The organism is Janthinobacterium sp. LS2A (assembly GCF_036543145.1).
In the GTDB taxonomy this organism is placed as follows: Bacteria; Pseudomonadota; Gammaproteobacteria; order Burkholderiales; family Burkholderiaceae_D; genus Janthinobacterium; species Janthinobacterium aestuarii.
In genome coordinates, this window is record NZ_JAZHPB010000007.1 from 180,392 (window position 1) to 207,130 (window position 26,739).

Consider the following 26,739-nt stretch of genomic DNA (forward strand, 5'->3'; position numbering starts at 1 on the left):
AAGCCACAGCGCAGGGCTGGGGACTACCTTAAAACCGGTACTCCAGCCCTGCCACATACGTCCTGCCCCGCGCCGTACTCATCGGCGTGTTGTCCTGTGACTGCGACGGCATCGAGTTCAGCCGGTTCAGCGCTTCCGAATAATTCTTGTCCATGGCGTTCTGCACCGACAGGCGCAGGAACAGGTTTTTCGTCACTTGCCAGCTCGCATACAAATCGATCACGGCCGGGATCTTCGGATTGTCCACCTTCGCCACTTCCCCCGTCACCTCATCGGCTTCGTTGTCCGGCGACAGGCGGCGGTTCGATCCCGTGTGCTTGATGATGGCGCCCACCTCCATTTTATTGTCCAGCAAGCGCGTGCCCACATCGAGGTTGTAGTAGGTGCTGGGCAGTTCGCTGATGTCGGACGCGCCAAACCACGCGCTGGCGATCGAGGTGGGCTGACTGGTCTTTTCACGCGTGTACGACAGCCGCGCAAAAGCCGGGCCCAGCTGGTATTGCGCTTCCAGTTCCCAGCCGCGCGTGCGTACGGGCGTGGCCGAATTGATGTAGATATACATATTGGTCACGTATTCGTCGACCGTCTCCCAGTCCGTGGCGATCACTTCCGACATATTGCACTTGCGCCCGTTGTCGCAGACGAGGAAGGATTGGCTGGTGATATAGCCGTCGATCTTGCTCTTGAAATACAAGACCTTGAAGTTCAGCGCATCGTTCGCGCTCAGCAAACCGTGCAGGCTTGAATTAAAGCCCAGCTGATAGGTCGTCGCTTTCTCGCCCTTCAAAAACGGGTTCATCGACGCGCCGCCGTCATTCGAAAAAAACACTTCCTGCGGATTCGGCCCGCGCATGGTGCGCTCGGCGCTGGCAAACGGCTGGAACCATGGCGTCACCTGCGCGGAAACGAGCAGCGAAGGATTGATCCCGTGTTCCTTCAGCGCGATATGCGCCGCCCCTTGCGGGAAGCATTTCACGCGCTCGTCGCAAGCCGGCTTGTAGCCCGTCAATTCAAAACGCGTGTAATTGAGCCCGGCATTGACCTGAACAATCCCGCGGTTGTATTGCAGGCCCGCATACAGGCTGTCGATCTTTTGCTTGCCGGCCGGGCCAAAGGTATTGTTTTCAATCGACTGCCGGTTGGCATCCGGATTGTCGGGATCGTCGACAAGGCTTTCCACGTGCTTGCTGTATTGATTGCGCATCAGCTTGCCGCCCACGGTCACCAGCGCATCGCCGCCCGCCAGCTTGAAGCTGCTCGTGTTGTTGATGTCGAAGGCATCGGCACGGTTGGCCGTGCTCGTGTTGACGAAATTGATCAACGCTTCCGGCATGTACTTCTGCTTGCCGCGGCTGATGCTGGCCGTCACATTCAGGTCGATCAATTCCGAAAACGGCGTGTAGTGGTATTTCACATAGTAGTCATCGCTCCGGATATCGCGGCGCGTGAACGTATTGCGGTAATCGCGCGCCGACAGTTCCAGCGCATGGAAATCGCTCAGTTTGAGGTCCAGCTTGAGCAATTGCGACTTCGGCTTTTGTTGATAGAAACGGTTGTAACCGAAGCCGAATTGCTCGCTATCCGTGCCCTTGCCATTCTTGTAGTTGTTGCCGATCACGCTCGCGCTCGTGGCCACCATGAAGCCGACGCTGCCGCCATCGAAAGCAGGGTTTTTCATGGCCACGGCCAGCATGGCGCTGCGTCCCACGCCGTTATTGCCAGCGGACATTTTCGTGCGCGCGCCCACCTTCTCGCCCGCAAACACCACGTCATCGACGCCGATGGTGCGGAAGTTGGCGCTGCCGCCCAGTGCATTGACGCCGTCGCCGCCAACGACATTGCCGCGCGACACGTCCACGCCGATGATGAAATTCGGGTCGATCAGGGCGCCGAACTGGCTGCTGGGCACGCTACCATGCGCCACTTCCGACGGTGCGCTGCCATAGTAATTCTGCGCCACGCCATCGACCATGGTGTTGACCCTGCCAAAGCCGGACAGGCCGCGGATGTTGACGCTGACGGCGCCCTGCGCGGGATCGATCTGGGTAAACGTGCCCGGCATGCCGCGCAGTATCTGGTCGACCGGCTGCAAGCGCGTATCGGCGCCGCGCGCACTGACGGCGCCCGGTTTTTCCAGCGCCTGCTGTTCCGCCGACACAGCCTCGCCCGATACGTTCAGCGGCGAAAACACGACCTTGCCATTGTCTTGTGTCTGTTGCGCCCATCCCTGCTGCGCGAGCAAAGCCATGCAGATGCCTACGGCCTGCGTCATTGTCTTGATATGCATACACCCTCGATTTCTTATGTGATTGAAAAATTCAGCTGGTGCCGTGGCCGCTCTCGGCGTCGAGCTTGAACGACACGGGCAAGGTGACCGTCACCGTGCCCTGGCGCAAGACGTTGTCGGGCGGCGCCGGCAGCGGCTGCGCGCGCTGCAGCACTTGCAGCGCTTCGCGGTCGAGCAGCACCGTGCCCGATGAGGTGACCAGTTCGCTGGCCAGCAGCTTGCCGTCGCGGTCCACCTGGAAACGTACCCAGGCGGCGCCGGCCCGCTTGCGCTGGCGCGCGTCGCCCGGATAGCGTTTGAAATGGGCCAGGTGGCCGAGCACGCGGCTTTGCCAGCTGGCGGGCGCGGCATTGGTCGACGGCGTATCGCTATCGAATGGCGCCGCCTGCGGACCGCGCACGGCGGCCGGCGCCGGCGTGGCGCTGCTGCTCGCTTGCGCGGGCACGGACGCTTCCTTCGCGGCATCCTTGCCCGGCTCCGTCGACGGGCTGGTTTCTGCTTTCGCTTCTTTTTCAGCCGCGACAATCTCCGGCGCGACGGCGCGCGCCTGCACGGGCAGCGCCTCTTGCCTGGCCGTGCTCTTTTTGGGTTGGGCGGCGCTGGACGCCGCCGAGTGGCGCGCCCCTGCCGCTGCCGCTTGCCGTGTTTCCGGCGACATCGCTTGCGCGGCAAACACCACCATCACGCTGGCGGGCGGCTGCGTGAGAGCGACGCTGACGGGCTGCCAGCCGGCCCACAGCAGCAGCGCCAGTGAGGCTGCCACCACCAACGACGTGGCGATGCCCCAGTTCAATATCGGACGCGGATTCACCCGCCCTCCCGGCCGACCAGGCCCACTTTCAGATAACCGGCCTGGCGCAGGGCATCCATCACGCCCAGCACATCTTCATAGGCCGCTTGCTTGTCGGCCTGGAAAAACAGGATGCGCTGGCGGTCGCCGCCCGTTTGCACGTCGAGCAAGCTGCCCAATTGCTCGCGCGCCACGGGTGCCTCGCCCAAGTACAGGCTGCGGTCGGCTTTCAGGGAAACGAACAGGGGCTTGTCGGGGCGCGGTGCCGGCTTGGCCGTGGCGGCCGGCAAGTCGATTTTCAGGTCGACGGTGGCCAGCGGCGAGACCACCATGAAGATGATCAACAGCACCAGCATCACGTCGATGAAGGGCGTGACATTGATCTCGCTCAATTCCGGCATGTCGGCGGTGTCGTCATCCGAGGAAGGAAACAGGGAAGCCATGGCTCAGGCCTGCTGGCGCGTGTCGAGGTCGCGGCTCAGCATCAGCAGCACTTGCGCGGAAGCGGCGCGCAGCTGCGCCTTGTACTGGTTGATGCCCCGACTCAATACGTTATAGATGACGACGGCGGGAATCGCCGCCACCAAGCCCAGGGCGGTGGCCAGCAAGGCTTCCGCGATGCCGGGCGCGACAGTGGCCAAATTCGTGCTCTGGCTGGCGGCGATGCCGATGAAACTGTTCATGATGCCCCACACGGTACCGAACAGGCCGACGAACGGCGCTACGGCGCCGATGCTGGCGAGCAGACCGATGCCTTGCGTCATGCTGCGTACCTGCTGCGCAATGAACTGTTCCTGGCGAAAGCCGGCCCGTTCCTTCAGGGCCGCCGCTGGCGCGCTGGCGTGCGATAAATTCAATTCCTGCTGCACGTCGTCGAGCAGCTGTTGCGCCAGCGAAGTGCTGCCCGCGCCCTCCACTTTGACGGCCGCGTCGGGCAAGGAAGTGGCCGTCTTCAGCACGGCGACGGCTTGCGCCGCTTCGCGCCGCGCTTGCAGCAAGCTGGCGCCCTTCACCAGCAAGACCACCCAGGTGGCCAGCGCGGCGACCAGCAAGCCGATGAGCACGCTTTTGACGACCTGGTCGGCAGCGAAAAACATGCCCAGCGGCGACATGTCGTGCGACACGGCGGACGCTTGCGCCGTGGCATGCAACAGGGAAAGAACGACGCCGCAGGTAGCGGCTTTGAGACAGGAGATACGCATGGAAGCTTCAACAGGTAACAGGCATGGCTTCGCCAACGGCGCGCACGCGCATGCAAAAAAATCGGACGAACTACCTGGCTGCTGCGAAGACGCTTGCTGGGGGAGAATGCCGGGCTGAACGCCCGGCGGAGGTAAAACGGTTTACTTGACGCTGACGACGGCGGGCGCAACAACCGGCGTGAACCAGACGAAATCGGCCTGCGGCGCCTGGACTGCCGCGCCCTGCTGCGCCAGGACCAGCACCAGCGACGCCGGGCCGCCCGTCAAGTCCTGTACGTGCAGCGGCACGCCCAGGTCCTTGTGCGCGTGGTAGGCGCCGGCGATCAGCACGGCCGGCGCGGGTGCGGCCAGCAGGCGTTCGGCCATGCGGCGGTCGCGCTGCTGCTGCACCGACAGCATGGCGGCCAGGCGCGGTTCGTCGATCTGGTTGTCGTGCATGACGCGGATGATGTCTTTCAGCTTGGCATGCACCTTGCCATCGTTGGCCAGGTTCGAATGCTTGCCTTGAACAGTTGGCTTGTCGATAAACATTTGCTTGATCTCGCTGCGGTCCAGGTTGGCCGACCAGACGGGATACGGCGCGCGCATCACGGTCATCACCAGGTCGCCATATTGCGCCCACTTCCAGTTCGGCTGCCAGGCCAGCAGTTCGGCCACGTGTTCGGGGCGCACGACGGGGTCCGTCTGCAGCCATGGCTTGACCTTGTCCACCTTGGCTTGCTGGTCCGGGTTCAGCATTTCCAGCAGCACGCTGCCTTGCGGACGCTGGCCCTGCAACTGCTGCAACAGCCATTGCTCGATCTGGTGATGGCTGAGCTGGTCATGCTGCTCACCCACGATGACACGCGGCGCGGCGGCCAGCTGGGCCAGCAATTGCTCGGCAGTCACGCGCTTGCCGCTGCGCAGGTCGACGATCTCGCCCAGCTGGCGCACGTCTTGCGCAGCGGCAGGCGCAACGGCGGTGGCGCCGGTGACGGGCGTGACGCTGCCGCAGGCGCTCAGGGCCAGCACGCAGGCGGGCAGGACGGCGGCGAGGGACAGGGGGAATCTCATGGGCATGGCCTTTCGGGTTGAAGCACGCATTGCAAAATAACTACTGGCGGGCATTTTAATAGAAATGATTCTCATTTACAACAACTGCGCGGCGCATCATGCGGAATTTTTTACAACTGGCAAAAATGGTGCTTCGGTGAAATCTCCAGGTGCGGGGTAGAATAAAAAAAACGGAGGACTTGCGTGAATCAAACTGACCAGTTGGCGGTACTGAGAAAACCGCTGCCAGACTCTCTTGCTGCCGTACTTTCCCTGATCTTTGCCGACCGCTTTTCCATGACGCAAGCCATGCGCGAACACCATGGCCGCGACGAGTCGAGCTATCCCCCCATGCTGCCGGACGCCGTCATCTTCGCCCATTCCACCGAGGAAGTGGCGGCCGCCGTCAAGCTGTGCAGCGCGCACGACGTGCCCGTCATCGCCTACGGCAGCGGTACGTCGCTCGAAGGCCACGTGCTGGCCCTGCATGGCGGCGTGACGATTGATCTGTCGCAAATGCACCAGATGGTAGCGGTGCATGCTGAAGACTTGACGGCCACCGTGCAGGCGGGCGTGACGCGCAAGCAACTCAACGAAGAAATCCGCGACACGGGCCTGTTCTTCCCCATCGACCCCGGCGCCAATGCATCGCTGGGCGGCATGGCAGCCACGCGCGCCTCTGGCACGAACGCCGTGCGCTACGGCACCATGCGCGAAAACGTGCTGGCCCTGACGGTGGTCACGGCCGATGGGCGCATCATCAAGACGGGGACCAGGGCGAAAAAATCGTCGGCCGGCTACGATCTGACGCGTTTGTTCGTCGGTAGCGAGGGCACCCTGGGCATCATCACGGAAGTGACGGTGAAACTGTATCCGCTGCCGGAAGCGATCTCGGCGGCCGTGTGCTCGTTCCCCGGCACGGGTGAAGCCGTCAGCGCCGTGATCCAGACCATCCAGATGGGTATTCCTGTGGCGCGGGTCGAGTTTCTCGATGAAAATGGCGTGAAAGCCATCAATGCCTACGACAAGATGGCGCTGCCGGAGAAACCCTTGTTGCTGTTTGAATTTCACGGCACGCCGGCCAGCGTGGCCGAGCAGGCGCAGCTGGTGCAAGCCATCACGGCGGAACACGGCGCCAGCGATTTCGAGTGGGCCAGCCGCCCCGAAGACCGCTCGCGCCTGTGGGCCGCGCGCCACAACGCGTATTTCGCGCTGTTGCAGATGCGCCCCGGCAGCCGCGCCATTTCCACCGACTGCTGCGTGCCGATTTCGCGCCTGGCCGAATGCATCCTCGCCACCAAGGCCGATTGCGAAGCGCAGGGCCTCGTCTACGCCATCATCGGCCACGTCGGCGACGGCAATTTCCACGTGCAGATGCTGGTCGACCCCGACGACCCGGCCGACATCGCGCGCGCGGAAAAGGTCAACAGCGACATGGTCACGCGCGCCATCGGCATGGATGGCACGTGCACGGGAGAACACGGCGTGGGCATGCACAAGATGGCGTTCCTGATGGAAGAACATGGTGCAGGCGCCATCGACACCATGCGCGCCCTCAAGCACGCGCTGGACCCGAAGAACATCATGAATCCGGGCAAGATCGTGCGCTGGTAATCAGGCCGTCAATGCCATGCGCATCGGCACGAAGGCGATGCCATCCATTTCCACCTTCGGCCCCGTGGCGACAAAGCCCAAGCTCGTGTACAGGGGCAAGGCATACAGCGAGGAGTTGACAGTAAAGGCCGTCACGCCGCCCCTGGCCAGCGACGCATCGCGGGCGGTCTGCCACAGGCGGCGCGCCATGCCGCGCCGGTGCAGGGCGCGCGGCACGAACATATGGAACAGATGCGTGTTGTCGCGCATGGCAACCACGCCGGCCAGCTCGCCGCCGATATGCGCGAGCTGATACGCATAGCGCGACTGCGACAGATAGCCTTCAATGGCTGGCTGGCGGCAGTGTTCGATGAATTTTTCCGCCCCCGCACCATCCGGATGCAGGGTCAGAAAGGGCATCAGATCGTCGATCAGGGCAACGATGGCGGGCGCGTCGGCGACGAGGGCGGGGCGCAGTGTCGGTTCGGGTGATGTTGTCATTCTTAAATAATGCCATGCCCTCCTCCCCGCCTGCAACTCTCAACAGAAATCCCGGCTGCTGGTGCGCAAGCGTCCCAGCAGATGCGACATGTCGACCAGGCGCTTGGCCACCAGGTTGCGCACGATGCCCTCGCGCTGCCACACGCCATACACGCCCAGCAGCGGCGCGCTCAGCACTTCGCGCCGCTGGCTTTCCACCAGGTCGGGCCAGACGATGACGTTGACGGTGCCAGTCTCGTCTTCCAGTGTCATGAAGATCACGCCCTTGGCCGTGCCCGGACGCTGGCGCACGGTGACGATGCCGCAGGCGCGTGCCAGCTGGCCATCCGTGTAGCTGGCCAGCGCGGACGCGGGCAGGAAACGCTGCTCCAGCAATTGCCTGCGCAGCAGCGCCAGCGGGTGGCGGCCCAAAGTCAGGCCTTGCGCGCGGTAGTCGCTGACGATGCTCTCGCCTTCCGTCGGTGCGGCCAGCACGGGCAAGTCTTCCTCTTGCGTGGTGACGCGCAGTAAATCCCTGTCGGGCACGGCGCCGGCCGCCTGCCATAAGGCCTCGCGCCGGTGGCCGGCCAGCGCGTGCAGGGCGTTGCCGGCTGCCAAGACCTGCAAGTCATGGCGATCCAGGCCGCCGCGCCGCGCCAGATCGGCCACGTCGACAAAGGCGGCGATGGCGCGCGCATCCTCGATGCGCAGGGCCGCCTCGGCGCGCATGCCGAACAGGCTGTTCAAACCCAGGCGCACGGCGGGCGCGGCGCCCTGCCCGTCTTCCAATGCCGCTTCCCAGCCGCTGACGGCGACGTCGGCGGGCAGCACCTGCACGCCATGCCGGCGACCATCCTGCACCAGTTGCGATGGACTGTAAAAGCCCATCGGCTGACTGTTGAGCAAGGCGCACAGGAAGGCGGCCGGTTCGTGGCATTTCAGCCAGGAACTGGCGTATGTCAGCAGCGCGAAACTGGCCGCGTGCGACTCGGGAAAACCATATTCGCCAAAGCCCTCGATCTGGCTGAAGATGGCCTCCGCGAACTCCCGGTCATAATCATTTTTGACCATCGTTTCAACGATACGTTTCTTGTAATTGTTCATGCCGCCCTTGCGTTTCCAGGCCGCCATGGCGCGCCGCAACTGGTCCGCTTCGCCGGGCGTGAAGTCGGCGGCGATGATGGCCACCTGCATCACCTGCTCCTGAAAAATCGGGATACCCAGGGTGCGTCCCAACGCCTTTTCCAGACCCTTCGGATAGTCGACCGGTTCTTTCTGCTGGCGCCGCTGCAGATACGGATGCACCATGCCGCCCTGGATCGGACCGGGGCGCACGAGCGCCACCTCGATGACGAGGTCGTAAAATTCACGGGGGCGCAACCGGGGCAGCATGCTCATCTGGGCGCGCGACTCGATCTGGAACACGCCGATGGTGTCGGCCTGGCACATCATGTCGTAGGTGGCGCGGTCTTCGGCGGGAATATCCTGCAGGCGGAATTCCTCGCCGCGCCGCGCCCCCACCAGCTCCAGCGCGCGGCGCAGGGCCGACAGCATACCCAGCGCCAGCACGTCGACCTTCATCAAGCCCAGCTCCTCGAGGTCATTCTTGTCCCACTCGATGACGCTGCGCTCGGCCATGCTGGCGTTTTCAATCGGCACCAGGCGCGACAATTTTCCCTGTGCAATCACAAAGCCGCCCGGATGCTGCGACAGGTGGCGGGGAAAGCCCAGCAGTTGCTGCGCCAGACCGGCCCACTGCTGCGACAATGCCGCCGCCGGGTCGAGTCCGCATTCGGCCAGGCGTTCCAGCAGATCGCACTTGCCGTCGAACCAACGATGCGCCTTGGCCACTTTTTCCACGATGGCCAGGTCGATCCCCAGCGCCCGGCCGCTGTCGCGCAAGGCGCTCTTCGGCCGGTAGCTGATCACCACGGCTGCCAGCGCGGCCCGCTCGCGCCCATATTTGCCGTAGATATATTGAATCACCTCCTCGCGCCGCTGGTGCTCGAAATCGACGTCGATATCGGGTGGCTCGTTGCGTTCGCGCGACATGAAGCGCCCGACCAGCGAGTTACCCCGTGCCGGGTCCACTTCCGTGATGTGCAGGCAATAGCAGACGGCCGAATTGGCGGCCGAGCCCCTGCCCTGGCACAGGATGTTTTGCGAGCGGGCAAAGCGCACGATGTCGTACACGGTCAAAAAGTACGCTTCATACGACAGCTCGGCGATCAGATCCAGCTCCTGCTCGATCTGCTCCTGCACGTTGGCCGGAATACCCAGCGGAAAACGGCTGCGCGCGCCCGCATACGTTTCCTCGCGCAGATAGGTCGCCGGCGTGTGGCCGTGCGGCACCAGCTCGACTGGATAGTCATAGCGCAGGCTGTCGAGGGAAAATGTGCACTTCTTGGCGATGCGCACGGTTTCCGCCAGCGCCTGCGGCGGATACACATTGGCCAGGCGCAGGCGCGCGCGCAGATGCTGCTCCGCATTTTGCGCCAGCGCGTAGCCGCACTCGCCCACGGGTTTGCCCACGCGTATCGCGCACAGGGTGTCGAGCAGGGGCTTGCGCGAACGCACGTGCATGCACACGTGACCGACAGCCACCACGGGCAAGCCCTGCGCCTGCGCCGCCTCCTGCACGGCACTGCGGTGCGCGTCATCCTGCGCCCGCTGCAGCAGGTTCAGGCCGATCCAGCTGCGCTCGCCGCCAAAGGTAGCCGCCATCCACGTCCCCTGCGCGCGCACGGTTTCCGGCTGGGCCGGATAGCTGGGCAGCAAGATCATCAGGCAGCCTGGCAGCCCCTGCAAATGGGCAAACTCCGCCGAAGGCGCGGCGAAATCGTCAGGCGTCAGCAAATAGCGCCCCTTGGCCGCCCGCGTGCGCGCCATCGTGATCAGTTCCGACAAATTGCCGTAACCGTCGATGTCCCGCACCAGCGCCAGCAAGGACAGGGCCGGACTGCCGTCGGCCTGCGTCAAGTGAAAATGCGCGCCGATGATCAGCGGAAAATCGGCCCGCTTGGCCGTCGCATGCGCGCGCACAACGCCCGCCAGCGAGCACTCGTCGGTAATGGCCAGCCCCTTGTAGCCGAGCTGGACGGCGCGCGCCACCAGCTCTTCCGCATGCGAGGCCCCATGCAGGAGGCTGAAATTGCTCAGGCAGTACAACTCAGCATACTCGGGTAAGACGGCGCCCCACATGATCTACCTCAATACTGTATATAAACACAGTATATTATACTCATCTGGAAAAGGTGGCCGGGAAGCGCAACGACTGTTGATTTAGAAAATCAACCGCTGAGAGCATGAAACGTCAATGCGCGACAATGCGAAACTCCGTCGCGGTGGCGATGGGGCGAACTTGATTGCGCTCCCGTTTCAGTTCCACGATGCCGTAGTTGGACATGGTTTTCAATGTGCGCGACAGATTGCTCGGTTTACGGCCTGTTGTCTCAGCCAATGCGGAGATGGATTCCGGTTGCGTTTCCAGAATCACGTGCAGCAATGCCCGGTTTTCGTCGCTCAGGACTTCCGCCAGCGATTTGATGGAAGTGAACCAGACTTTAGGTTCGTTCGGCTTCGGTTTATAGGTACCGCTAGCGATAGCCAACACGCGTTCGCGGATTTTCTCTTGCGGCATGATGCCAATAAAAATCGGTTTCATTGTTTTTTTACCTCCAGCAAAACGCGGTCCACGTCAGCAAAGAAATCAGTGATGAGATGCTGCGCATCCTTGAATTCATAAGGCACTCCCTGATCCGACGGATGCCGGTGTTTATGGTCAAAAGCCACGATACGTCCCGCATATTTGAATTTCTTTGGCGGCTTTACCATGTGCGCATTGTCGTAACCGAGGATGCGTTTACCATACGGTTCGTGCAGCGTCAGAGAATAGCGTATGCCGTGAGGGATCTCATCCGATACCTTCGTCCGTTTGGCCTCTATCTTGATCCAATAGCCGCCATCCTGGTCGAGTATGGAACCATCGAGGTCCAGCAATGTATCAATGGCAGGATCGATCCACATGCGACAAAGTATATCATCTGTTGATATACCACTTCTACGAAATGATCAATAAGCAGAGCCTTGGGACTACAGTCGACCAAGACATCCTGAAGCTTTGCACGGATTTTCGTTTATGCTCGTGTTTTACCGTTCACATCGCCCGCCATGATCGTCCATCTCTTGAAATGTTTCGGCGCCGCACCCGGTGGCGGCAATGCGGCGCTGGTCGTGGAAAACGACGACAGCAGCGAAACGGCGCGCCAGCAATTCGCCCGCGAGCGCCAGGTCAGCGCCTGCGTCTTCATCGACCGGCAGGCGGACGGCGCGGAGGGATGCCTCGTGCTCGACTATTTTTATCCGCACACGCGCAGCCCCCTGTGCCTGCACGCCACCCTGGCGGCCGCGCATGTGCTGCTGACGGCGCCTGGCGCCCCGGCAACCCTGACGGTCACCACGGCCATGCGCGGGCAAGCCTTGCAGCTGGTGTACAACGCAGCCGGTCTGTTTATCGGCCTGGCGCCGCAGCCAGCACCGTCCGTCATGCTGGAAAAATATGTGCCGTCCGAACTGATGGGCCAGCACATGCACTTGCTGTCGCCGCCCGTCATCGCCTCCGTCGGCAGCCCGAAACTGCTGCTGGAAGTGGCCGACCGCACCACCCTGCGCGCGCTGCGGCCGAACCTGGAACTGATCGCCGACTGGAGCGCTTTACATCAAATCAATGGCTGCTATGCGTATTGCCGCACGGGCGAGCACGAGTACGAGGGCCGCAACTTCAACCACCTCGATCCGGCGCTGGAAGACAGCGCCACGGGCGTGGCGGCGGGCGCGCTGGCAGTCCATTTGCAACAGTCGCTGCGCCTGCATCAGGGCCACGTGACGCAGCAGCCGTGTCTGATCCAGGTGCAATACAGCCCTGTGGAAATCCTGGTGGGCGGCATGGTGCAACGCAGCACCTGAACGGGGCATGCCGCACCAGTACGAGGCAAGCCGGGCAGCGGCGAAAAGATAATCAACCAGGAAACAACAGTTACTTCAAATTTGTAATAACAAAACAAAGTATCGCTGGTGAATGATGAAATGATGGCACTAGAATCAAGTCACGAATCTTGCTCATCAGCCACTTGGAGATACTGCGTGCCGACCCTCACCACCTTGCGTAAAGCAGTCCTCATCAGCCTGTACGGCAGCGCCGCCATGGCCGCCTTCAGTCCCGCCGCCATGGCGCAGAGCAACGACCCTGCGGCCACGGACGGCCCCGTGCAAACGGTCAGCGTGGTCGGCTCGCGCCGCGTCGCCAGTTCCGCCACCGATACCATGGTGCCGGTCGATATCATTCCGATTTCCAAGGTCGCCGAGCAAGGCGGCCAGTTCGACCTGGCGCAATCGCTGCAATACATCTCGCCCTCGTTCAATTCCACGCGCCAGACGGGCGCCGACGGGGCCGACCTGATCGACTCGGCCGCCCTGCGCGGCCTCGGTTCCGACCAGACCCTTGTGCTGGTCAACGGCAAGCGGCGCCACACGACGGCCCTCGTCAACCTGTTCGGCGCCCGCAACCGCGGCAACACGGGCACGGACATGAATGCGATTCCTTTGCTGGCCATCAAGAACGTGCAGGTGCTGCGCGACGGCGCCGCCGCCCAGTACGGCTCGGATGCCATTGCCGGCGTGATCGACATCGAACTGAAGAAAAGCCTGGGCTGCGAAGCGGTGGCCGGCTACAGCCAGTATTCCGAAGGCGACGGCAAGAATTACATGACCTCCGCCTACTGCGGCATCGCGCTGGGCGACAAGGGCACGCTTGCCATCACGGGCGAATACTTGGACCGGGGCCGCTCGAACCGCGCCGATTCCGACAGCATGCGCATCATCGGCGACACCAAATCCAAGAACAAAACCCTGTATGTGAATGGCGACTACGCCACCAGCGGCACGGGCAAGCTGTACTTCACGGCCGGCGCGCAGACGCGCGATGCCTCGAGCGCCGCGTTTGGCCGGGGCGGCATCGGCAGCGACGACATTCCATCGCGCAATTCGGCCGCCATGTACCCGGACGGTTTCGTGCCCTTCATTAACGGCAAGATCGACGACCAATATGCCACCATCGGCCACCGCAGCCAGATCGGCGAATGGCATGCGGACTTTTCGCAAACCTATGGCTACAACAAGATGCGCTACGACATCAGCAATACGCTGAACGCATCGATCGCCAACCTCGACCTGATGAACGGCGGCAAGGGTGTCAGCGCCAGCAACTACGACGCGGGCGGCTTCTCGTTCCAGCAACTGACCAGCAACGCCGATTTCAGCCGCTACTACGACACGGTGATGCGCGGCATGAACGTGGCCTTCGGCGCCGAATACCGCAGCGAGGAATACAAGATCATGGCCGGTGAACAGGCCTCCTACATCGACGCGGACGGCGTGGGCGTGGGCGGCAATGCGGGCAGCCAGGGCTTCCCCGGCTTCCAGCCCGGCGACGCCACCAAGGCCAAGCGCCACAGCATCGCCGCGTATGGCGACGTGGAACTGGAATGGACGGAACGCCTGAAAACCCAGGCCGCCCTGCGCTATGAAAAATTCAGCGACTTCGGCTCCACCGTGACAGGCAAGCTGGCCGGCAGCTACAAGCTGGCGCCGAACGTGCTGCTGCGCGGTTCCGCCAGCACGGGTTTCCGCGCGCCATCGTTGCAGCAAGTGTATTTCTCGTCCACCTTCACCGACTTCATCGGCGGCGTGCCCACCGACGTGGTGCTGGCGCCGAACGGCGGCACAGTCGCCAACGCGGCCGGCATCCCGAAGTTGAAAGAGGAAAAATCCACCAGCTTTACCTTGGGCACCACCTGGACGCCGACGCAAGCCATCTCCGTCACGGCCGACCTGTACAACATCAAGATCAAGGACCGCATCGTGCTGTCGGGCCGCTTCAATGCCGACAACTACCCTGACCTGGCCGCGCGCCTGGCCCTGTTGGGCGTGGGCGAGGCGCAATTCTTCGTCAACTCCATCGACACGCGCACGCGCGGCCTGGACCTGACGGCTTCGCACAAGGGCGAGCTGGCCGGCAACCGCCTGAATACCTTCGTAGCCTTAAACCTGAGCAAGACGGAAGTGACGAAAGTCAAGACGCCCGCCTCGCTGACGGGCTTCGAGGATGTCTTGCTGTCCGAACGCGAACGCCTGTTCATCGAACAGGGCGGCCCGCGCGCGAAAGCCACGCTGGGCTTCGACTACATCACGGGCAAGCTGGAATCGGACCTGCGCATCATCTATTTTGGCCCGCAAACCCTCGGCACCTTCAGCGGCACGGCCGAAGGCGTACCGAACGCCCGCTACAAGGCCAAGACCTCGGCCGACCTGAGCTTTACCTACAGCATCAGCAAGAACACCAAGCTGACTTTCGGCGGCAACAACATCTTCAACGTCAAGCCCACCACGCAAAACGCGGACGAGACGGATAACGGCTTCAAATACGACAGCGTGCAGTTCGGCCTGAACGGCGCTTCGTATTTCGGACGGCTGTGGGTGAAGTTCTGATCACCGTATCCACCTAAAAAAACAGCGGCTGCGCCAGCATGGGCAGCCGCTGTTTTCATGTCGGCATCACCATTCAATGCTCATCGCCCGCATAGATCCACATGGGCTCTGTTTTCCCGGCACGAACAAATCCCACGGATTCGTAGAACGCGATAGCCTTGCCGTCCGCCGTCAGCATTTGCTGGTGAAATCCCGCATATTTTTCCAGCATGGCCGCCATCATCCTTCTGCCGACACCCTGGCCTTGCGCCATCGGATCGACGAGCATATGCGGAAAGTAGACAACCAGATGGCCATCGGAAATGGCATTGCCGATGCCAATCAATTTGCCATTGGCGCGGGCCGTCACCAGGCTGTGGGAATTGCGCAGCGCGGCCATCAGCTCTTTGGGCTTTTCCGCGGACGACCAGTGATTGGCCTTGTAGAGGGCTATCACTTCTTGCTCGGTGATCACATCATTCATGGAAATTTGCATCGGCACGGCCTTCTTTATGGATGACGCTGACCTTCGCAATGGGAAGGTCCAAGCGTTTCGATCACATCACCATCTATTGTATCGATCCACGCCCCGCCAGTTTCACAACTCGTAGACGCCCATGCTCCAGTAGCGGCTGCCTTGCCTGTTGCGGGCAAGCCAACCCAATGCCTGCAGTTCCTTGCCGATCAAACGATTCATGATGCCATGTCCGACTAGCAGCACAGGCCCCTTGGCGGCAAGCGCAACAAGCCGCTCGGCGGCGGCCCTGGCACGCTGCCGGGTGAGCGTCAGCGAGTCCGAGCCGCGCGCATAACCGCAAAGCCACAGCAGGCGGAAAATCACTGCCCAGGCTTGAGGCGGCAGCCAGGGCGCTTTCCAGAGCGCAAAGGGAAGCTCCGCTTCAATGAAAATCGCCTCTTGCGTGAATGGTAAGTCACCCAGCGCCCTGGCCGTCGAGCATGCCCTGGGTGCCGTGCTGGCCACGATGGTCGACGCGGAAAGCGCGGCCACGGGGCACTCCAGAGGAATGTCGCCCTCCTTGATCAGCGATTGATTGTAGAGATCAATCCACTGTCCCATTTGCATGGGCGCTATCCAGCCGCCCTTGGCGAGTTGCGGCTCGCCGTGACGCATCAGTGTTATTCGCATGTTCAGTTCGGTCGCCTCGCATATTTATCAGCCTGCCTCATTGCCCCGATGGTGCCCGGCCAGCACGGCCGCAGTGAACAATGTTTGCCCTGCGGCAGAAAGCACGGATAATAGCGCCTAACTCATAAGCACTGTATTGGATTACCTCATGGAAATTAAAGTCAACTTTCTCGACAAGCTGCGTCTCGAAGCCAAGTTCGACGATTTTACGGTCATCGCCGACCAGCCCATCCGCTACAAGGGCGATGGCTCGGCGCCTGGCCCGTTCGATTACTTTTTGGCATCATCGGCACTGTGCGCGGCCTACTTCGTGAAGTTGTATTGCGATACGCGCAATATTTCCACCGAAAACATCCGCCTGTCGCAAAACAATATTGTTGATCCGGAAAACCGTTACCAGCAGATTTTCAAGATCCAGGTCGAGCTGCCGGCCGATATCTCGGCCAAGGACCGCCAGGGCATCCTGCGCTCGATCGACCGTTGCACGGTCAAGAAAGTGGTACAAACGGGTCCCGAGTTCGTAATCGAAGAAGTGGAAAACCTGGACGCCGATGCGCAGGCCTTGCTGGCCTTGAATCCAGCCCCTGGCGCGAGCACCTATATCGTGGGCAAGGATTTACCGCTGGAACAGACCATCGCCAATATGTCGGGCCTGCTGGCGGGCCTGGGCATCAAGATTGAAATCGCCTCGTGGCGCAACATCATCCCGAATGTCTGGTCGCTGCATATCCGCGATGCGCATTCGCCCATGTGTTTCACCAACGGCAAGGGCGCGACCAAGGAAAGCGCGCTGGCGTCGGCCCTGGGCGAGTATATCGAGCGTCTCAGCAACAACCATTTCTACGCCGGGTCGTTCTGGGGCGAGGACATCGCCAACGCGCCATTCGTCCACTACCCGAACGAGCGCTGGTTCAAGCCGGGCCGCAAGGATGCGCTGCCGAAAGAGATTCTCGACGAATATTGCCTGGATATCTACAACCCCGATGGCGAGCTGCGCGGCTCGCACCTGATCGACACCAACTCCGGCAATGCCGAGCGCGGCATCTGCTCGCTGCCGTATGTGCGCCATTCGGATGGCGAAATCGTGTATTTCCCCTCGAACCTGATCGAAAACCTGTACGTCAGCAATGGCATGAGCGCCGGCAATACCCTGGTTGAAGCGCAGGTGCAATGTCTGTCGGAAATTTTCGAACGTGCCGTCAAGCGCGAAATCCTCGAAGGCGAGATCGCCCTGCCCGACGTGCCGCAGGAAGTGCTGGCGAAATACCCGGGCATTCTGGCCGGCATCGCCGGCCTGGAAGAGCAAGGTTTCCCCGTGCTGGTCAAGGATGCGTCGCTGGGCGGCGTGTACCCGGTGATGTGCGTCACCCTGATGAACCCGCGCACGGGCGGCGTGTTCGCCTCGTTCGGCGCGCACCCGAGCCTGGAGGTGGCGCTCGAGCGCAGCCTGACGGAATTGCTGCAGGGCCGCAGCTTTGAAGGCCTCAACGACTTGCCGCAGCCAACGTTTGCCAGCGAAGCCGTCACCGAGCCGAACAACTTCGTCGAACACTTCATCGATTCGAGCGGCATCGTCTCGTGGCGCTTCTTCAGCGCCAAGGCCGATTACGATTTCGTCGAGTGGGATTTTTCCGGTCACGGCGAAAATTCGAATGCCGAGGAAGCGGCGACGCTGTTCGGCATCCTCGCCGGCATGGGCAAGGAAGTGTACACGGCCGAATACGACCAGCTGGGCGCCACGGCCTGCCGCATCCTCGTGCCCGGTTATTCCGAGGTGTATCCGGTCGAAGATCTGATCTGGGACAACACCAACAAGGCGCTGCTGTTCCGCGCCGATATCCTGAACCTGCATAAGCTGGACGATGCCGGCCTGGAAGACTTGCTCGACCGCCTGGAAAACAGCGAGCTCGACGAGTACGGCGACATCGCCACCCTGATCGGCATCGAATTTGACGAAAACACGGTGTGGGGCCAGCTGACGACCTTGGAATTGAAGCTGCTGATCCATCTCGCCTTGCAGCAATTCGAAGAAGCGAAAGAGCTGGTGGAAACCTTCCTGCAGTACAACGACAACACGCTCGAGCGCAAACTGTTTTACCAGGCCATGAACGTGGTGCTGGAAGTGGAGCTCGATGACGCGCTGGAACTGGACGACTACGTCGTCAATTTCCGCCGCATGTTTGGCAACGAACGGATGGATGCAGTGCTGGGCTCGGTGGAAGGCAGCGTGCGCTTCTTCGGCCTGACCCCGACCAGCATGCAGCTGGAAGGCCTCGACAGGCACCAGCGCCTGATCGACAGCTTCAAGAAACTGCACGCGGCGCGCGCCAAGGCGGCGGCCCGCTAGCACCACCACTTGGAAGCGATGCCATGGCCACACTGGAATTCTGGTTCGATTTCGGCAGCAACTACAGCTACCTGAGCGCCATGCGCATCGAAGCGCTGGCGCATGAAAAGAAGGTACATGTGATCTGGAAACCCTTCCTGCTGGGCGTCGTCTTCAAGGCGCTGGGCTGGCAGACATCGCCCTTCATCTTGCAAAAACTCAAGGGCGACTACACGTGGCGCGACATGGCGCGCCAGTGCGAAAAGTACGCGTTGCCATGGCAGCAGCCGAGTTCCTTTCCCCGCACGGCCCTGTTGCCCATGCGTGTGGCCTTGATCGGCGCGGACCAGGGCTGGATTGTGCCATTCGCGCGCCGCATGATGACGATGAATTTTGCCGCGGACCGTGATATCGACAACATCGAGGCCGTCAGCGAAGCCTTGGAGGAACTGGGTCTCGATGCACGCGCCGTCCTGGCGCTGGCTTTGACACAAGATAACAAGCTGCGGCTGCGCCGCCAGACCGAGCAGGCACAAGCGCTGAACCTGTTCGGCGCCCCCAGCTTCATCAACGCTGGAGAATTATTCTGGGGCAATGACCGGCTCGAGGATGCACTGCTGCATGCAGCAGCCAGCCGCCGTTAAACTCAATTCCCCGCCAGCGCCGCGATCTCTTTGCGCATATTGTCTATCGCCCGCTCGTTGTACTGGTCGGCGAAATACGCATCGCCAAACAGCTGGCCCGCCTGCGCCTTGGCGCTCAGGTGCTGCAGGGCCAGGCCCCGCTGTTCGTTGAAGCGTACGGGGTCCACGTGCGCGTATTCTCTTCCGATGGCTTGCGTATACGCTTGATACACTTCTTCATCCTGCCCCAGGATGGCCAGGTCGGCACTGAGCATGGCGTCCTTCAGCGCATGGCTGATGCCGGGTCCCTGGAAGTGATCGGTGGCGCGTATCAATTGCGCCACATCCTGGTTGTCGCCCGCATCAAGGCCGCTGGCCAGCCACAGCTGGGCGCTCGCCTCTTCGCTCGAATACAGGGCATCGTCGTCGTGGCTGTAGACGGCGTCGTGGAACCAGAACGCCTTCTTGACCAGCGCGCTGTCGCGCTTGGGCGCAAAGGTATTGTCGGCCCACACGCGGATCTCGGACAGGCCATGCACCAGATGGTCGAGGTTGTGATAGTGGCGGTCCGCGCCACCATACGCCTGCGGTCCCGTCAGGTGGGCGAACCAGTGGTCCGCCAGCGCGATGTCATCTTGCGAGGCGGTAGCGTAGTTCCACAGCGCTTCCCACTCCTTGCGCAGGCAGTCGAGTATCCACGCCTGGTAGGCGGGACCGGGGACGAATTTCTTCATGGTCCAGTTCCAGCCCACAGGGCCTTCCAGCGCCTTGACGAAGCTGGAACTGACGGAGCCGAGGTCGCGCGGCGGCATCACGAAAATCGTCTTGGCGCCCTGCAGCACATCCACATTGGTTTGCTGGATCAGGTTTTCATAGTCGAAATCGGCCGTCGTGCGGATGCCGCGGATCAGGTAGTCACAGCCGTGCTTTTTGGCCGCGCGGGCAGTGTAGTCACCCTTGACGATGACCACCTGCACATTGTCCCAGCCGCACTCGCGCGCGCTCTGTTCGATGATGCGCTTGCGGTCTTCGGCGGGAAATTGGGGGCGCTTGGCGGGGTTTTGCGACAGGAACACGATCACCTCGTCGGCGAGCGAACGCGCTTCGCCGATCACCCACATATGGCCATTGGTGATGGGGTCGAGGGTTCCTGAAAAGCCGATCTTCTGCATGCTGCGCTCCGTTTGCTTGATTGCTTATTGCGCAGACAATATATGCCAGCGGCGCGCGCGTCAATGCAACATGCCAAAGATCATGATCAAAACGCTATTTTTTCACGGCTTGCGGAAACTCCACGCGCACGCACAGGCCGCCCAGGCGCTCGGATTTATCGAGCACCAGGCGCGCGCCGTGGCGCTCGGCGATGGCCTTGATGATGGCCAGCCCCAGGCCGCTGCCGTTGGCGTCCGTGCCGGGCACGCGGTAGAAGCGGCTGAAGACGCGCTCGCGCTCCTCGGGCGGAATGCCGGGGCCGCTGTCTTCCACCGATAACGTCACGCCGACGGGGCTGGCGCGCAGGTCGATGTCGACCGTGCCGCCCTGCGGCGTGTACTTGATGGCGTTGTCGACCAGGTTGCGCAGCATGATGTTGAGCGCATCGGCCTGCCCCGCCACCTTGGCCGCATCCATGTGATGCAGGCCCAGATCGATCTTGCGCGCCTGCGCGATGCCGGCCATGTCGCCCAGCGCGCGCTTGACGACGTCGTTCAAATCCACCGCCTGCAGCTGGTCGCCGCTGGCGGCGCTCGCTTCCTGGCGCGCCAGCACCAGCAACTGCTCGACCAGGCGCGTGGCCCGTTCGATGCCGGCGCTCACGCGGGAGATCGCCAGGCTGCGCTTTTCCTGCGATTCGGCCCGCTCCAGACTCAACACCTGCAGTTTCAGGGCCGCCAGCGGCGTGCGCAATTCATGGGCGGCGTCGGCAACGAAATGCTGCTGCGCGTCGAACGCCGTTTTGACGCGGCCGAACAGCAAGTTCAGCTCATGCACCAGCGGGCGCACTTCGTCGGGCAAGCCCGCTTCCGAAACGGGCGACAGATCGTCCGCCTGGCGCGCCGCCACCTGTTTGCGCACGCGCGAAACGGGCGCCAGCGAACCGCTGACGACCCACCAGACGACGAGCATCAAAATCGGCGCCATCAGCGCGATGGGCCCCACCGTGCGCAGCGCCAGGCTGCCGGCCATGCGCTTGCGCACGGCCATGTCCTGGGCGATCTGCACGGTCTGGGAACTGGTTTGCACGGAGAAGATGCGGTAGGTCGTGCCGTTCGCCTTCACGTTCGAAAAGCCCAGCACGGCGCGCTGCGGCAGTTCCGCGCGCGTGATCGAACGGAACACCTGCACGCCGTCCGGCGTCCACACCTGCACCACCATGTCGTTGTTGACGGGGTCTGCCGGCAAGGCTTGCGCATGGTTGGCCAGCGGCGCGCCGGAGCGCAGCGACAAAGCCATCTGCTGCATGTGGTAATCGAAGATCTGGTCGGCGTCGTACAAGGCGCTGCGGTAGGCGATCGACGCTTGCGCCAGGGCAGCCATGATAATGGCCGCCAGCAAAAACCACAGCAGGCGGCCGCGCAGCGAATGCGTCACCGTGACCTTCATCCTCATGCCTTGGGCACCATGTAGCCGAGGCCGCGCACGTTCTGGATCAAGTCGCTGCCCAGCTTCTTGCGCAAGCCATGGATATACACTTCCACGGCATTGCTGTTGACTTCATCCTTCCAGCTGTACAGTTTTTCTTCCAGCTGCGCGCGCGACAGCACGATGCCGGGGCGCGCGATCAAGGCTTCCAGCACGGCCCATTCGCGCGCCGACAGATTGACGGGATGCCCTTCGGCGATCACTTCGCGCGTCAGCGGATTGATGGAAACGCCCTGGTGTTCGAAGACCGGTTCCGGCCGCCCCGAGGCGCGCCGCAGCAAGGCACGGATGCGCGCCAGCAGTTCGTCAAGGTCATACGGCTTCAAGACGTAATCGTCGGCGCCCGCGTCGAGGCCGGCGATGCGCTGCTCGATGGCGTCGCGCGCCGTGGCTACCAGCACGGGCGTGTCGAGTTTGCGCAAGCGCATCGAGCGCAGCACGTCGAGGCCATCCTTGCGCGGCAAGCCCAGGTCCAGCAATACCAGGTCATAGGTCTGCGTCTGCAGGGCCGTATCGGCCATATCGCCATCCTTGACCCAGTCCACCGCGTAATGCTCGGCGCGCAGCAAATCGAGCACCACCTCGCCGATCATCGTATCGTCTTCTACCAGCAATAAGCGCATGGCTTGCCTCTCTATCTCGTTACTCTTGTTTTCAGCCCAAACGCACCGGAATAAAAATCTTGTCGGGTCCCCGCTGTATCAGCAAGGCGACCGACTTGGCGGATTTTTCCACCACGTCGCGCACCTGCTCGACCGTGTTGACGGGACGGCCATTGACCGACAATAGCACGTCGCCCGGCTGCACCCCGGCGTTGGCCGCAGCACCGCCCGCGTCTTCCACCAAGAGGCCGGCGCTGATGCCCGCCTCGCGTTTTTCATCCGATTGTAACGGACGCAGGGCCAGGCCCAGCTTTACCTTGCCGGCGGCGCTGTCGCTCTTCGCCACGTCGGCCACCTTGTCGGCCGCATTGCCCAGGGTTGCCGTCAGGCTCACGATCTTGCCGTCACGCCAGACATCCATCGTGATCTTGTCGCCTGGCAAGGACGTGCCCACCAGCGCCGGCAAGTCCGCCGAGCCGATGATGCGCTGGCCATTCACCTTGCGCACCACATCGCCCGATTTCAGGCCCGCCTTGTCGGCCGGGCTGCCCCGCTCCACGTTGGCGACCAAGGCGCCTTCCGGCGTGGCCAGCTTGAACGAATCGGCAAAGCCCTGGTTCACTTCCTGCACCGTCACGCCCAGCTTGGCGTGGCTGGCCTTGCCCGTGGCGACGATCTGATCCTTGATACGGCCGGCCAGGTCGATAGGGATGGCGAACGACAGGCCCTGGAAGCCGCCCGTCTGGCTGTAGATCTGCGAATTGATGCCGACCACTTCGCCGCGCGTGTTGAACAGCGGGCCGCCCGAGTTGCCGGGGTTCACTGCCACGTCCGTCTGGATGAACGGCACATTGCTGTCGTCGGGCAGGGAACGGCCCTTGGCACTGACGACGCCGGCCGTCACCGTGCTGTCGAAGCCATAAGGAGAACCGATGGCCAGCACCCACTCGCCCACTTTCAGGTCGCTCGAATGGCCGAGCGGCACGACGGGCAGGTTGTTGGCGTCGATTTTCAGCACGGCGATATCGGTCTTCGGGTCCGTGCCCAGCACCTTGGCGCGGAATTCGCGGCGGTCGTTGAGCTTGACGGTCACTTCGCGCGCATCGCGCACCACGTGGGCGTTCGTCATGATGACGCCGTCGGGGCTGACGATGAAACCGGAACCGAGGCCGTGCGTGGGCACGTCGCGGCCACCGCGCTGCCCGCCCTGCGGCCCCTGGAAGCGGCGGAAGAATTCGAAGAAGGGGTCGTTGCCGAAGTCGTCATTGCCGGCCTGGGCCGAGGGGTCGTAGGCCACCTTGGTGCTGCCCGTGACGCTGATATTGACGACGGCCGGGCTGTTGCGCGCGGCGATCTGGCTAAAGTCGGGCAAGGCCACCAGCGGCGCGGCAGCGGCGGGTGCCACGGCGGCAGCCACGGGGGTGCCTGGGGCAGCGGCAGCGGCATTCGCGCCTGCATTGTTCTGATGCACCACCATGGCGCCACCGGCGCCCAGCACACCGATCGCGGCCAGCGCGGCTACGGTGCGTTTGATTTTCAGGGATGCGGTATTCGTTTGCTGTTCCATGAATTGCTCCTCATTTAATGAGATTTTGATGTCTGCAATAGTGGGCCACGAGTCTTAGGCGGTGCTTAACATTTTTCTATTTGGAAACAGGTATTTGCGCCTTTAAGCATGGCTTAATCTGGCCTGCAGCACGCACCTTGCATGGCGCTCAATGAAGGGCCCGAACAGGCTCCAGACGTGACACTGGCCGGATCAACCGGCCAGTATTTTACTGCATGGGGAGGAAGGGAACCCTCCCGGCTGCCAGGGCGCCCGAAGGGGCGCCACGATCAGATCAGGCCGCTTGACGCTGTTCCAGCGCATTCACGTTAGCGGCGGTGTCGCTGCCGGCGCCGATCTCAATCTTGCGCGGTTTCAGCGCTTCCGGCACTTCACGCACCAGGTCGATGGTCAGCATGCCGTTTTCAAACGTGGCGCCAGTGACCTTCACATGGTTGGCCAGTTGGAAACGCTGTTCGAAATCGCGGGCAGCGATGCCGCGGTGCAAGAACGTGCGCTCGACGCCATCTTTCTGCTTGCGGCCCGTGACGTGCAGGGAGTCGCGTTCGGTGATGATGTCGATCTCTTCGCGCGAAAAGCCGGCCAATGCCATCACGATGCGGTACTTGTCTTCCGACACCAGTTCGATGTTGTACGGTGGATAGCTCGGTTGCGCATCGGCGCGTTGTTCGTTGAGCAGCTGTGCCAGGCGGTCAAAGCCAATGGCGGAACGGTAGAGGGGAGCAAGGTCAAAAGTACGCATGATAAATATCCTTTTCAAATGAAGCGATAAGAGGGGCGGACCTCACGATGAGCATCCGCTTGTTACCGATATACGGCCTCTCCAGTCCCTTTCAAGGCCTTGAAATTGGCGAAAAGCGCCCCAGACGCCGCTCAATTTGTAAGAAAATTTTACATGACCCATCCCGGGGATTTTGCATGGCGCCCCCCATGCGGGGCCGGCTTTTGGTGTATGCTGACGGCATGAACAATGACACCGACATCCAGCTCAGCGGCTCCTTCAAGGCCACCGACGGCTCCGGCCGTGCCCACGACATCAAGGCCATCCGCATCTTCGACGAAGGCTACGGCATCATCGACGTCTACGTCGATTTCGCCGCCCCGCTCGAAGCGGGCGCCTACAAGGACAAGACCCTGGTCGGCCACATCCTGGCCCGCCTGCGCAGCCTCGGCTACGTGGGCCCCGACTTCGGTCATGGAGACCTGGGCCTGCAAGACAAGAAACTGATCGTTCTGGAAGCGCCCGAGGAATTCTCGGCCTTTGCCGTGAGCAAGGGCTGGAAAGATTTATCCGCCGAATTTGACGAAGACTGATCCGTTTTCTCCCCCATCTGCGCCGCGCCAGCTTCTGCTGCCGCGGCGTTTTTCATGGGCGGCAGCTTAGTTACTTAGCTGATATAGCGCGCACTCCACGCGGCGATCACGTTGGCGACATAGGCCGCGTCATCGCGCCCCGTCAACAGATGGTCGGCATCGTCGAGCGAAACGAAGCTTTTCGGGTGCTTGGCCGCCGTAAAGATATCCATCGCATTCGACAGGCTGACCGTCGTGTCGTTCGGCGCGTGCATCACCAGCAGGGCGCGGCGCAGGCCGGCGATGTGCTCTTTTAAGCTGTGGCTGCCAGCGTCGTCGACGAATTGCTGGCGGATGCGGAAGGGCCGCCCTTCCAGCTGCACCAGCGCTTCGCCTTCGGCGGCGATTTTTTCCAGGTGGTCGCTGAACATGCGCGTCACGTAGGCGGGCGTGCTCGGCGCGGCCAGGGTGGCGATGGCGGTCGCTTCCGGCACTTGCGACGCGGCGGCCAGCACGGCGGCGCCGCCCAGGCTGTGGCCGATCAGCAATTGCGGCGCGGCGTGTCTGGCCCGCAAAAAGTCGGCGGCGGCGACCAGGTCGTCCACGTTCGACGAGAAATTCGTGGCGGCGAACTCGCCTTCGCTGGCACCCAGTCCCGTGAAGTCGAAGCGCAACACGGCGATGCCGTGTTCCGTCAAGCCTTGCGCGATGCGCCGCGCGGCCAGCACGTCCTTGCCGCAAGTAAAGCAGTGGGCGAACAGCGCGTAGGCGCGGATGGCGCCGTCGGGCGCATCGAGGCGCGCCGCCAGCACATGGCCGTGCGCGCCGGGAAAGTCTTGCCGGGTGGATTTCATTGTCTCAGATCAAAGCTGCCGCGCAGCGCGGCCGATGGCGCATTGTAGCGCTGTCCGGCCACGGCTGTTTTAGCCACGCGATGGTATGTCGAGCCCCTTGATAACGGCAGGCCGGGCCAGGAAAGCATCCAGCACGCGCTGCACATTCGGGAAGTTGTTAAAACCGACGAGATCGCCCGCACCGTAAAAACCCACCAGGCAGCGCACCCACGGGAAGATGGCGATGTCGGCAATCGTGTATTGGCTGCCCATGATCCAGTCGCGGCCCTGCAGGCGCTGCTCGAGCACGCCCAGCAAACGCTTGGCTTCGCCGAGGTAGCGTTCGAGCGGACGCTTGTCCTCGTAATCCTTGCCGGCGAATTTGTGGAAGAAGCCCACCTGGCCGAACATGGGGCCGATACCGCCCATCTGGAACATCAGCCACTGTATCGTTTCATAGCGCAGGCCCGCGTCCTGGGGGATGAACTTGCCCGTCTTTTCGGCCAGGTACAGCAGGATGGCGCCCGACTCGAACAGGGCCAGCGGCTTGTCATCGGGGCCGTTCGGATCGAGGATGGCGGGAATCTTGTTGTTGGGATTAAGCGACAGGAAGGCGGGCGATGTCTGGTCGTTTGTCTCGAAGCTGACCAGGTGCGGCTCGTACGCCAGGCCCAGCTCTTCCAGCAAAATCGAAACCTTGATGCCGTTCGGCGTCGGCAGCGAGTACAGCTGCAAGCGCTCGGGATGGCGGGCGGGCCATTTTTGGGTGATGGGGAAGTCGGAAAGCTGTGTCATGGATA

Annotated in this window: 24 protein-coding genes; 6 read left to right on the top strand and 18 right to left on the bottom strand. The window is 62.3% G+C overall.

What is annotated here, in order from left to right:
- Positions 1–28 precede the first annotated feature (28 nt).
- The 5 genes from V3C40_RS20340 to V3C40_RS20360 form a co-directional block, all read right to left on the bottom strand.
- On the bottom strand, positions 29–2,287 hold the full coding sequence (locus V3C40_RS20340) for a TonB-dependent receptor domain-containing protein (protein ID WP_331778372.1): 2,259 nt from the start codon (positions 2,285–2,287) through the stop codon (positions 29–31).
- A gap of 31 nt (positions 2,288–2,318) precedes the next feature.
- Positions 2,319–3,098 (bottom strand): energy transducer TonB, encoded by a 780-nt coding sequence (locus V3C40_RS20345; RefSeq protein ID WP_331778373.1) that lies wholly within the window; start codon positions 3,096–3,098, stop codon positions 2,319–2,321.
- Positions 3,095–3,520, bottom strand: coding sequence for a TonB system transport protein ExbD (exbD, locus tag V3C40_RS20350; protein ID WP_331778374.1), 426 nt, complete (start codon positions 3,518–3,520; stop codon positions 3,095–3,097). The genes V3C40_RS20345 and exbD overlap by 4 nt, the downstream gene beginning before the upstream one ends.
- A gap of 3 nt (positions 3,521–3,523) precedes the next feature.
- A complete protein-coding gene (gene exbB / locus V3C40_RS20355) occupies positions 3,524–4,279 on the bottom strand; it encodes a tonB-system energizer ExbB (protein ID WP_331778375.1) in 756 nt (251 codons plus the stop codon).
- A 141-nt stretch (positions 4,280–4,420) separates the two neighbouring features.
- Positions 4,421–5,332 carry a ChaN family lipoprotein gene (locus tag V3C40_RS20360; RefSeq protein WP_331778376.1) on the bottom strand — a complete coding sequence of 304 codons (912 nt, stop codon included), beginning with the start codon at positions 5,330–5,332 and terminating at the stop codon, positions 4,421–4,423.
- Between the two features lie 183 nt (positions 5,333–5,515).
- Between V3C40_RS20360 and V3C40_RS20365 the strand changes: the two genes are divergently transcribed.
- Complete coding sequence (locus tag V3C40_RS20365; RefSeq protein ID WP_442907304.1) at positions 5,516–6,925, top strand: FAD-binding oxidoreductase; 1,410 nt, start codon at positions 5,516–5,518, stop codon at positions 6,923–6,925.
- On the opposite strand, the gene V3C40_RS20370 is transcribed toward V3C40_RS20365, so the two are convergent.
- The 4 genes from V3C40_RS20370 to V3C40_RS20385 all read right to left on the bottom strand — a co-directional run bounded on the left by V3C40_RS20370 (position 6,926) and on the right by V3C40_RS20385 (position 11,410).
- On the bottom strand, positions 6,926–7,405 hold the full coding sequence (locus tag V3C40_RS20370) for a GNAT family N-acetyltransferase (protein WP_331778377.1): 480 nt from the start codon (positions 7,403–7,405) through the stop codon (positions 6,926–6,928).
- A 39-nt stretch (positions 7,406–7,444) separates the two neighbouring features.
- Positions 7,445–10,585 carry an error-prone DNA polymerase gene (locus tag V3C40_RS20375; protein WP_331778378.1) on the bottom strand — a complete coding sequence of 1,047 codons (3,141 nt, stop codon included), beginning with the start codon at positions 10,583–10,585 and terminating at the stop codon, positions 7,445–7,447.
- A 112-nt stretch (positions 10,586–10,697) separates the two neighbouring features.
- Positions 10,698–11,048 carry an HVO_A0114 family putative DNA-binding protein gene (locus tag V3C40_RS20380; RefSeq protein ID WP_219307422.1) on the bottom strand — a complete coding sequence of 117 codons (351 nt, stop codon included), beginning with the start codon at positions 11,046–11,048 and terminating at the stop codon, positions 10,698–10,700.
- Complete coding sequence (locus tag V3C40_RS20385) at positions 11,045–11,410, bottom strand: toxin-antitoxin system TumE family protein (RefSeq protein ID WP_331778379.1); 366 nt, start codon at positions 11,408–11,410, stop codon at positions 11,045–11,047. Before V3C40_RS20385 ends, V3C40_RS20380 begins: the two co-directional genes overlap by 4 nt.
- A gap of 144 nt (positions 11,411–11,554) precedes the next feature.
- Between V3C40_RS20385 and V3C40_RS20390 the strand changes: the two genes are divergently transcribed.
- Together V3C40_RS20390 and V3C40_RS20395 are read left to right on the top strand one after the other, a co-directional pair.
- The gene (locus V3C40_RS20390) at positions 11,555–12,349 is read left to right on the top strand and encodes a PhzF family phenazine biosynthesis protein (protein WP_331778380.1); all 795 of its coding nucleotides are present in this window, start codon (positions 11,555–11,557) and stop codon (positions 12,347–12,349) included.
- A 177-nt stretch (positions 12,350–12,526) separates the two neighbouring features.
- Positions 12,527–14,929, top strand: a complete 2,403-nt coding sequence (locus V3C40_RS20395) for a TonB-dependent receptor plug domain-containing protein (RefSeq protein WP_331778381.1) — start codon at positions 12,527–12,529, stop codon at positions 14,927–14,929.
- Positions 14,930–15,002: 73 nt separating this feature from the next.
- Here V3C40_RS20395 and V3C40_RS20400 read toward each other — a convergent pair whose 3' ends face one another.
- Together V3C40_RS20400 and V3C40_RS20405 are read right to left on the bottom strand one after the other, a co-directional pair.
- Positions 15,003–15,392, bottom strand: a complete 390-nt coding sequence (locus V3C40_RS20400; RefSeq protein ID WP_331778382.1) for a GNAT family N-acetyltransferase — start codon at positions 15,390–15,392, stop codon at positions 15,003–15,005.
- Positions 15,393–15,506: 114 nt separating this feature from the next.
- On the bottom strand, positions 15,507–16,055 hold the full coding sequence (locus tag V3C40_RS20405; protein WP_331778383.1) for a histidine phosphatase family protein: 549 nt from the start codon (positions 16,053–16,055) through the stop codon (positions 15,507–15,509).
- A gap of 148 nt (positions 16,056–16,203) precedes the next feature.
- On the opposite strand from V3C40_RS20405, the gene V3C40_RS20410 reads away from it, so the two are divergent.
- On the top strand, positions 16,204–18,402 hold the full coding sequence (locus V3C40_RS20410; RefSeq protein ID WP_331778384.1) for an OsmC domain/YcaO domain-containing protein: 2,199 nt from the start codon (positions 16,204–16,206) through the stop codon (positions 18,400–18,402).
- A gap of 23 nt (positions 18,403–18,425) precedes the next feature.
- Positions 18,426–19,025 carry a 2-hydroxychromene-2-carboxylate isomerase gene (locus V3C40_RS20415; RefSeq protein WP_331778385.1) on the top strand — a complete coding sequence of 200 codons (600 nt, stop codon included), beginning with the start codon at positions 18,426–18,428 and terminating at the stop codon, positions 19,023–19,025.
- Between the two features lie 2 nt (positions 19,026–19,027).
- Here the strand turns inward: V3C40_RS20415 and coaD are convergent, their stop codons facing one another.
- The 5 genes from coaD to V3C40_RS20440 form a co-directional block, all read right to left on the bottom strand.
- Complete coding sequence (coaD, locus tag V3C40_RS20420; protein ID WP_128142265.1) at positions 19,028–20,176, bottom strand: pantetheine-phosphate adenylyltransferase; 1,149 nt, start codon at positions 20,174–20,176, stop codon at positions 19,028–19,030.
- Positions 20,177–20,270: 94 nt separating this feature from the next.
- The gene (locus tag V3C40_RS20425; RefSeq protein WP_034750754.1) at positions 20,271–21,605 is read right to left on the bottom strand and encodes an ATP-binding protein; all 1,335 of its coding nucleotides are present in this window, start codon (positions 21,603–21,605) and stop codon (positions 20,271–20,273) included.
- A gap of 2 nt (positions 21,606–21,607) precedes the next feature.
- Entirely contained in the window at positions 21,608–22,267 is a 660-nt protein-coding gene (locus tag V3C40_RS20430; protein ID WP_034750756.1) for a response regulator, read from the bottom strand.
- Between the two features lie 31 nt (positions 22,268–22,298).
- Positions 22,299–23,813 (bottom strand): Do family serine endopeptidase, encoded by a 1,515-nt coding sequence (locus V3C40_RS20435; RefSeq protein ID WP_331778386.1) that lies wholly within the window; start codon positions 23,811–23,813, stop codon positions 22,299–22,301.
- Positions 23,814–24,087: 274 nt separating this feature from the next.
- A complete protein-coding gene (locus V3C40_RS20440) occupies positions 24,088–24,555 on the bottom strand; it encodes an Hsp20 family protein (protein ID WP_331778387.1) in 468 nt (155 codons plus the stop codon).
- A gap of 221 nt (positions 24,556–24,776) precedes the next feature.
- On the opposite strand from V3C40_RS20440, the gene V3C40_RS20445 reads away from it, so the two are divergent.
- Positions 24,777–25,127 carry a hypothetical protein gene (locus tag V3C40_RS20445; protein WP_331778388.1) on the top strand — a complete coding sequence of 117 codons (351 nt, stop codon included), beginning with the start codon at positions 24,777–24,779 and terminating at the stop codon, positions 25,125–25,127.
- Between the two features lie 74 nt (positions 25,128–25,201).
- On the opposite strand, the gene V3C40_RS20450 is transcribed toward V3C40_RS20445, so the two are convergent.
- Positions 25,202–25,960, bottom strand: coding sequence for an alpha/beta hydrolase family protein (locus V3C40_RS20450; RefSeq protein WP_070303486.1), 759 nt, complete (start codon positions 25,958–25,960; stop codon positions 25,202–25,204).
- Positions 25,961–26,029: 69 nt separating this feature from the next.
- On the bottom strand, positions 26,030–26,734 hold the full coding sequence (locus V3C40_RS20455) for a glutathione binding-like protein (protein WP_331778389.1): 705 nt from the start codon (positions 26,732–26,734) through the stop codon (positions 26,030–26,032).
- Positions 26,735–26,739 lie beyond the last annotated feature (5 nt).

Bases quoted from the DNA above. Each gene is read 5' to 3' on its own strand.
- exbB (WP_331778375.1), bottom strand. From the start codon at position 4,279: ATGCGTATCTCCTGTCTCAAAGCCGCTACCTGCGGCGTCGTTCTTTCC.
- V3C40_RS20435 (WP_331778386.1), bottom strand. From the start codon at position 23,813: ATGGAACAGCAAACGAATACCGCATCCCTGAAAATCAAACGCACCGTA.
- V3C40_RS20440 (WP_331778387.1), bottom strand. From the start codon at position 24,555: ATGCGTACTTTTGACCTTGCTCCCCTCTACCGTTCCGCCATTGGCTTT.
- V3C40_RS20385 (WP_331778379.1), bottom strand. From the start codon at position 11,410: ATGTGGATCGATCCTGCCATTGATACATTGCTGGACCTCGATGGTTCC.
- V3C40_RS20450 (WP_070303486.1), bottom strand. From the start codon at position 25,960: ATGAAATCCACCCGGCAAGACTTTCCCGGCGCGCACGGCCATGTGCTG.
- V3C40_RS20415 (WP_331778385.1), top strand. From the start codon at position 18,426: ATGGCCACACTGGAATTCTGGTTCGATTTCGGCAGCAACTACAGCTAC.
- V3C40_RS20380 (WP_219307422.1), bottom strand. From the start codon at position 11,048: ATGAAACCGATTTTTATTGGCATCATGCCGCAAGAGAAAATCCGCGAA.
- V3C40_RS20370 (WP_331778377.1), bottom strand. From the start codon at position 7,405: ATGACAACATCACCCGAACCGACACTGCGCCCCGCCCTCGTCGCCGAC.
- V3C40_RS20430 (WP_034750756.1), bottom strand. From the start codon at position 22,267: ATGCGCTTATTGCTGGTAGAAGACGATACGATGATCGGCGAGGTGGTG.
- V3C40_RS20410 (WP_331778384.1), top strand. From the start codon at position 16,204: ATGGAAATTAAAGTCAACTTTCTCGACAAGCTGCGTCTCGAAGCCAAG.
- coaD (WP_128142265.1), bottom strand. From the start codon at position 20,176: ATGCAGAAGATCGGCTTTTCAGGAACCCTCGACCCCATCACCAATGGC.
- V3C40_RS20455 (WP_331778389.1), bottom strand. From the start codon at position 26,734: ATGACACAGCTTTCCGACTTCCCCATCACCCAAAAATGGCCCGCCCGC.
- exbD (WP_331778374.1), bottom strand. From the start codon at position 3,520: ATGGCTTCCCTGTTTCCTTCCTCGGATGACGACACCGCCGACATGCCG.
- V3C40_RS20425 (WP_034750754.1), bottom strand. From the start codon at position 21,605: ATGAAGGTCACGGTGACGCATTCGCTGCGCGGCCGCCTGCTGTGGTTT.
- V3C40_RS20340 (WP_331778372.1), bottom strand. From the start codon at position 2,287: ATGCATATCAAGACAATGACGCAGGCCGTAGGCATCTGCATGGCTTTG.
- V3C40_RS20400 (WP_331778382.1), bottom strand. From the start codon at position 15,392: ATGAATGATGTGATCACCGAGCAAGAAGTGATAGCCCTCTACAAGGCC.
- V3C40_RS20360 (WP_331778376.1), bottom strand. From the start codon at position 5,332: ATGAGATTCCCCCTGTCCCTCGCCGCCGTCCTGCCCGCCTGCGTGCTG.
- V3C40_RS20390 (WP_331778380.1), top strand. From the start codon at position 11,555: ATGATCGTCCATCTCTTGAAATGTTTCGGCGCCGCACCCGGTGGCGGC.
- V3C40_RS20375 (WP_331778378.1), bottom strand. From the start codon at position 10,585: ATGTGGGGCGCCGTCTTACCCGAGTATGCTGAGTTGTACTGCCTGAGC.
- V3C40_RS20405 (WP_331778383.1), bottom strand. From the start codon at position 16,055: ATGCGAATAACACTGATGCGTCACGGCGAGCCGCAACTCGCCAAGGGC.
- V3C40_RS20445 (WP_331778388.1), top strand. From the start codon at position 24,777: ATGAACAATGACACCGACATCCAGCTCAGCGGCTCCTTCAAGGCCACC.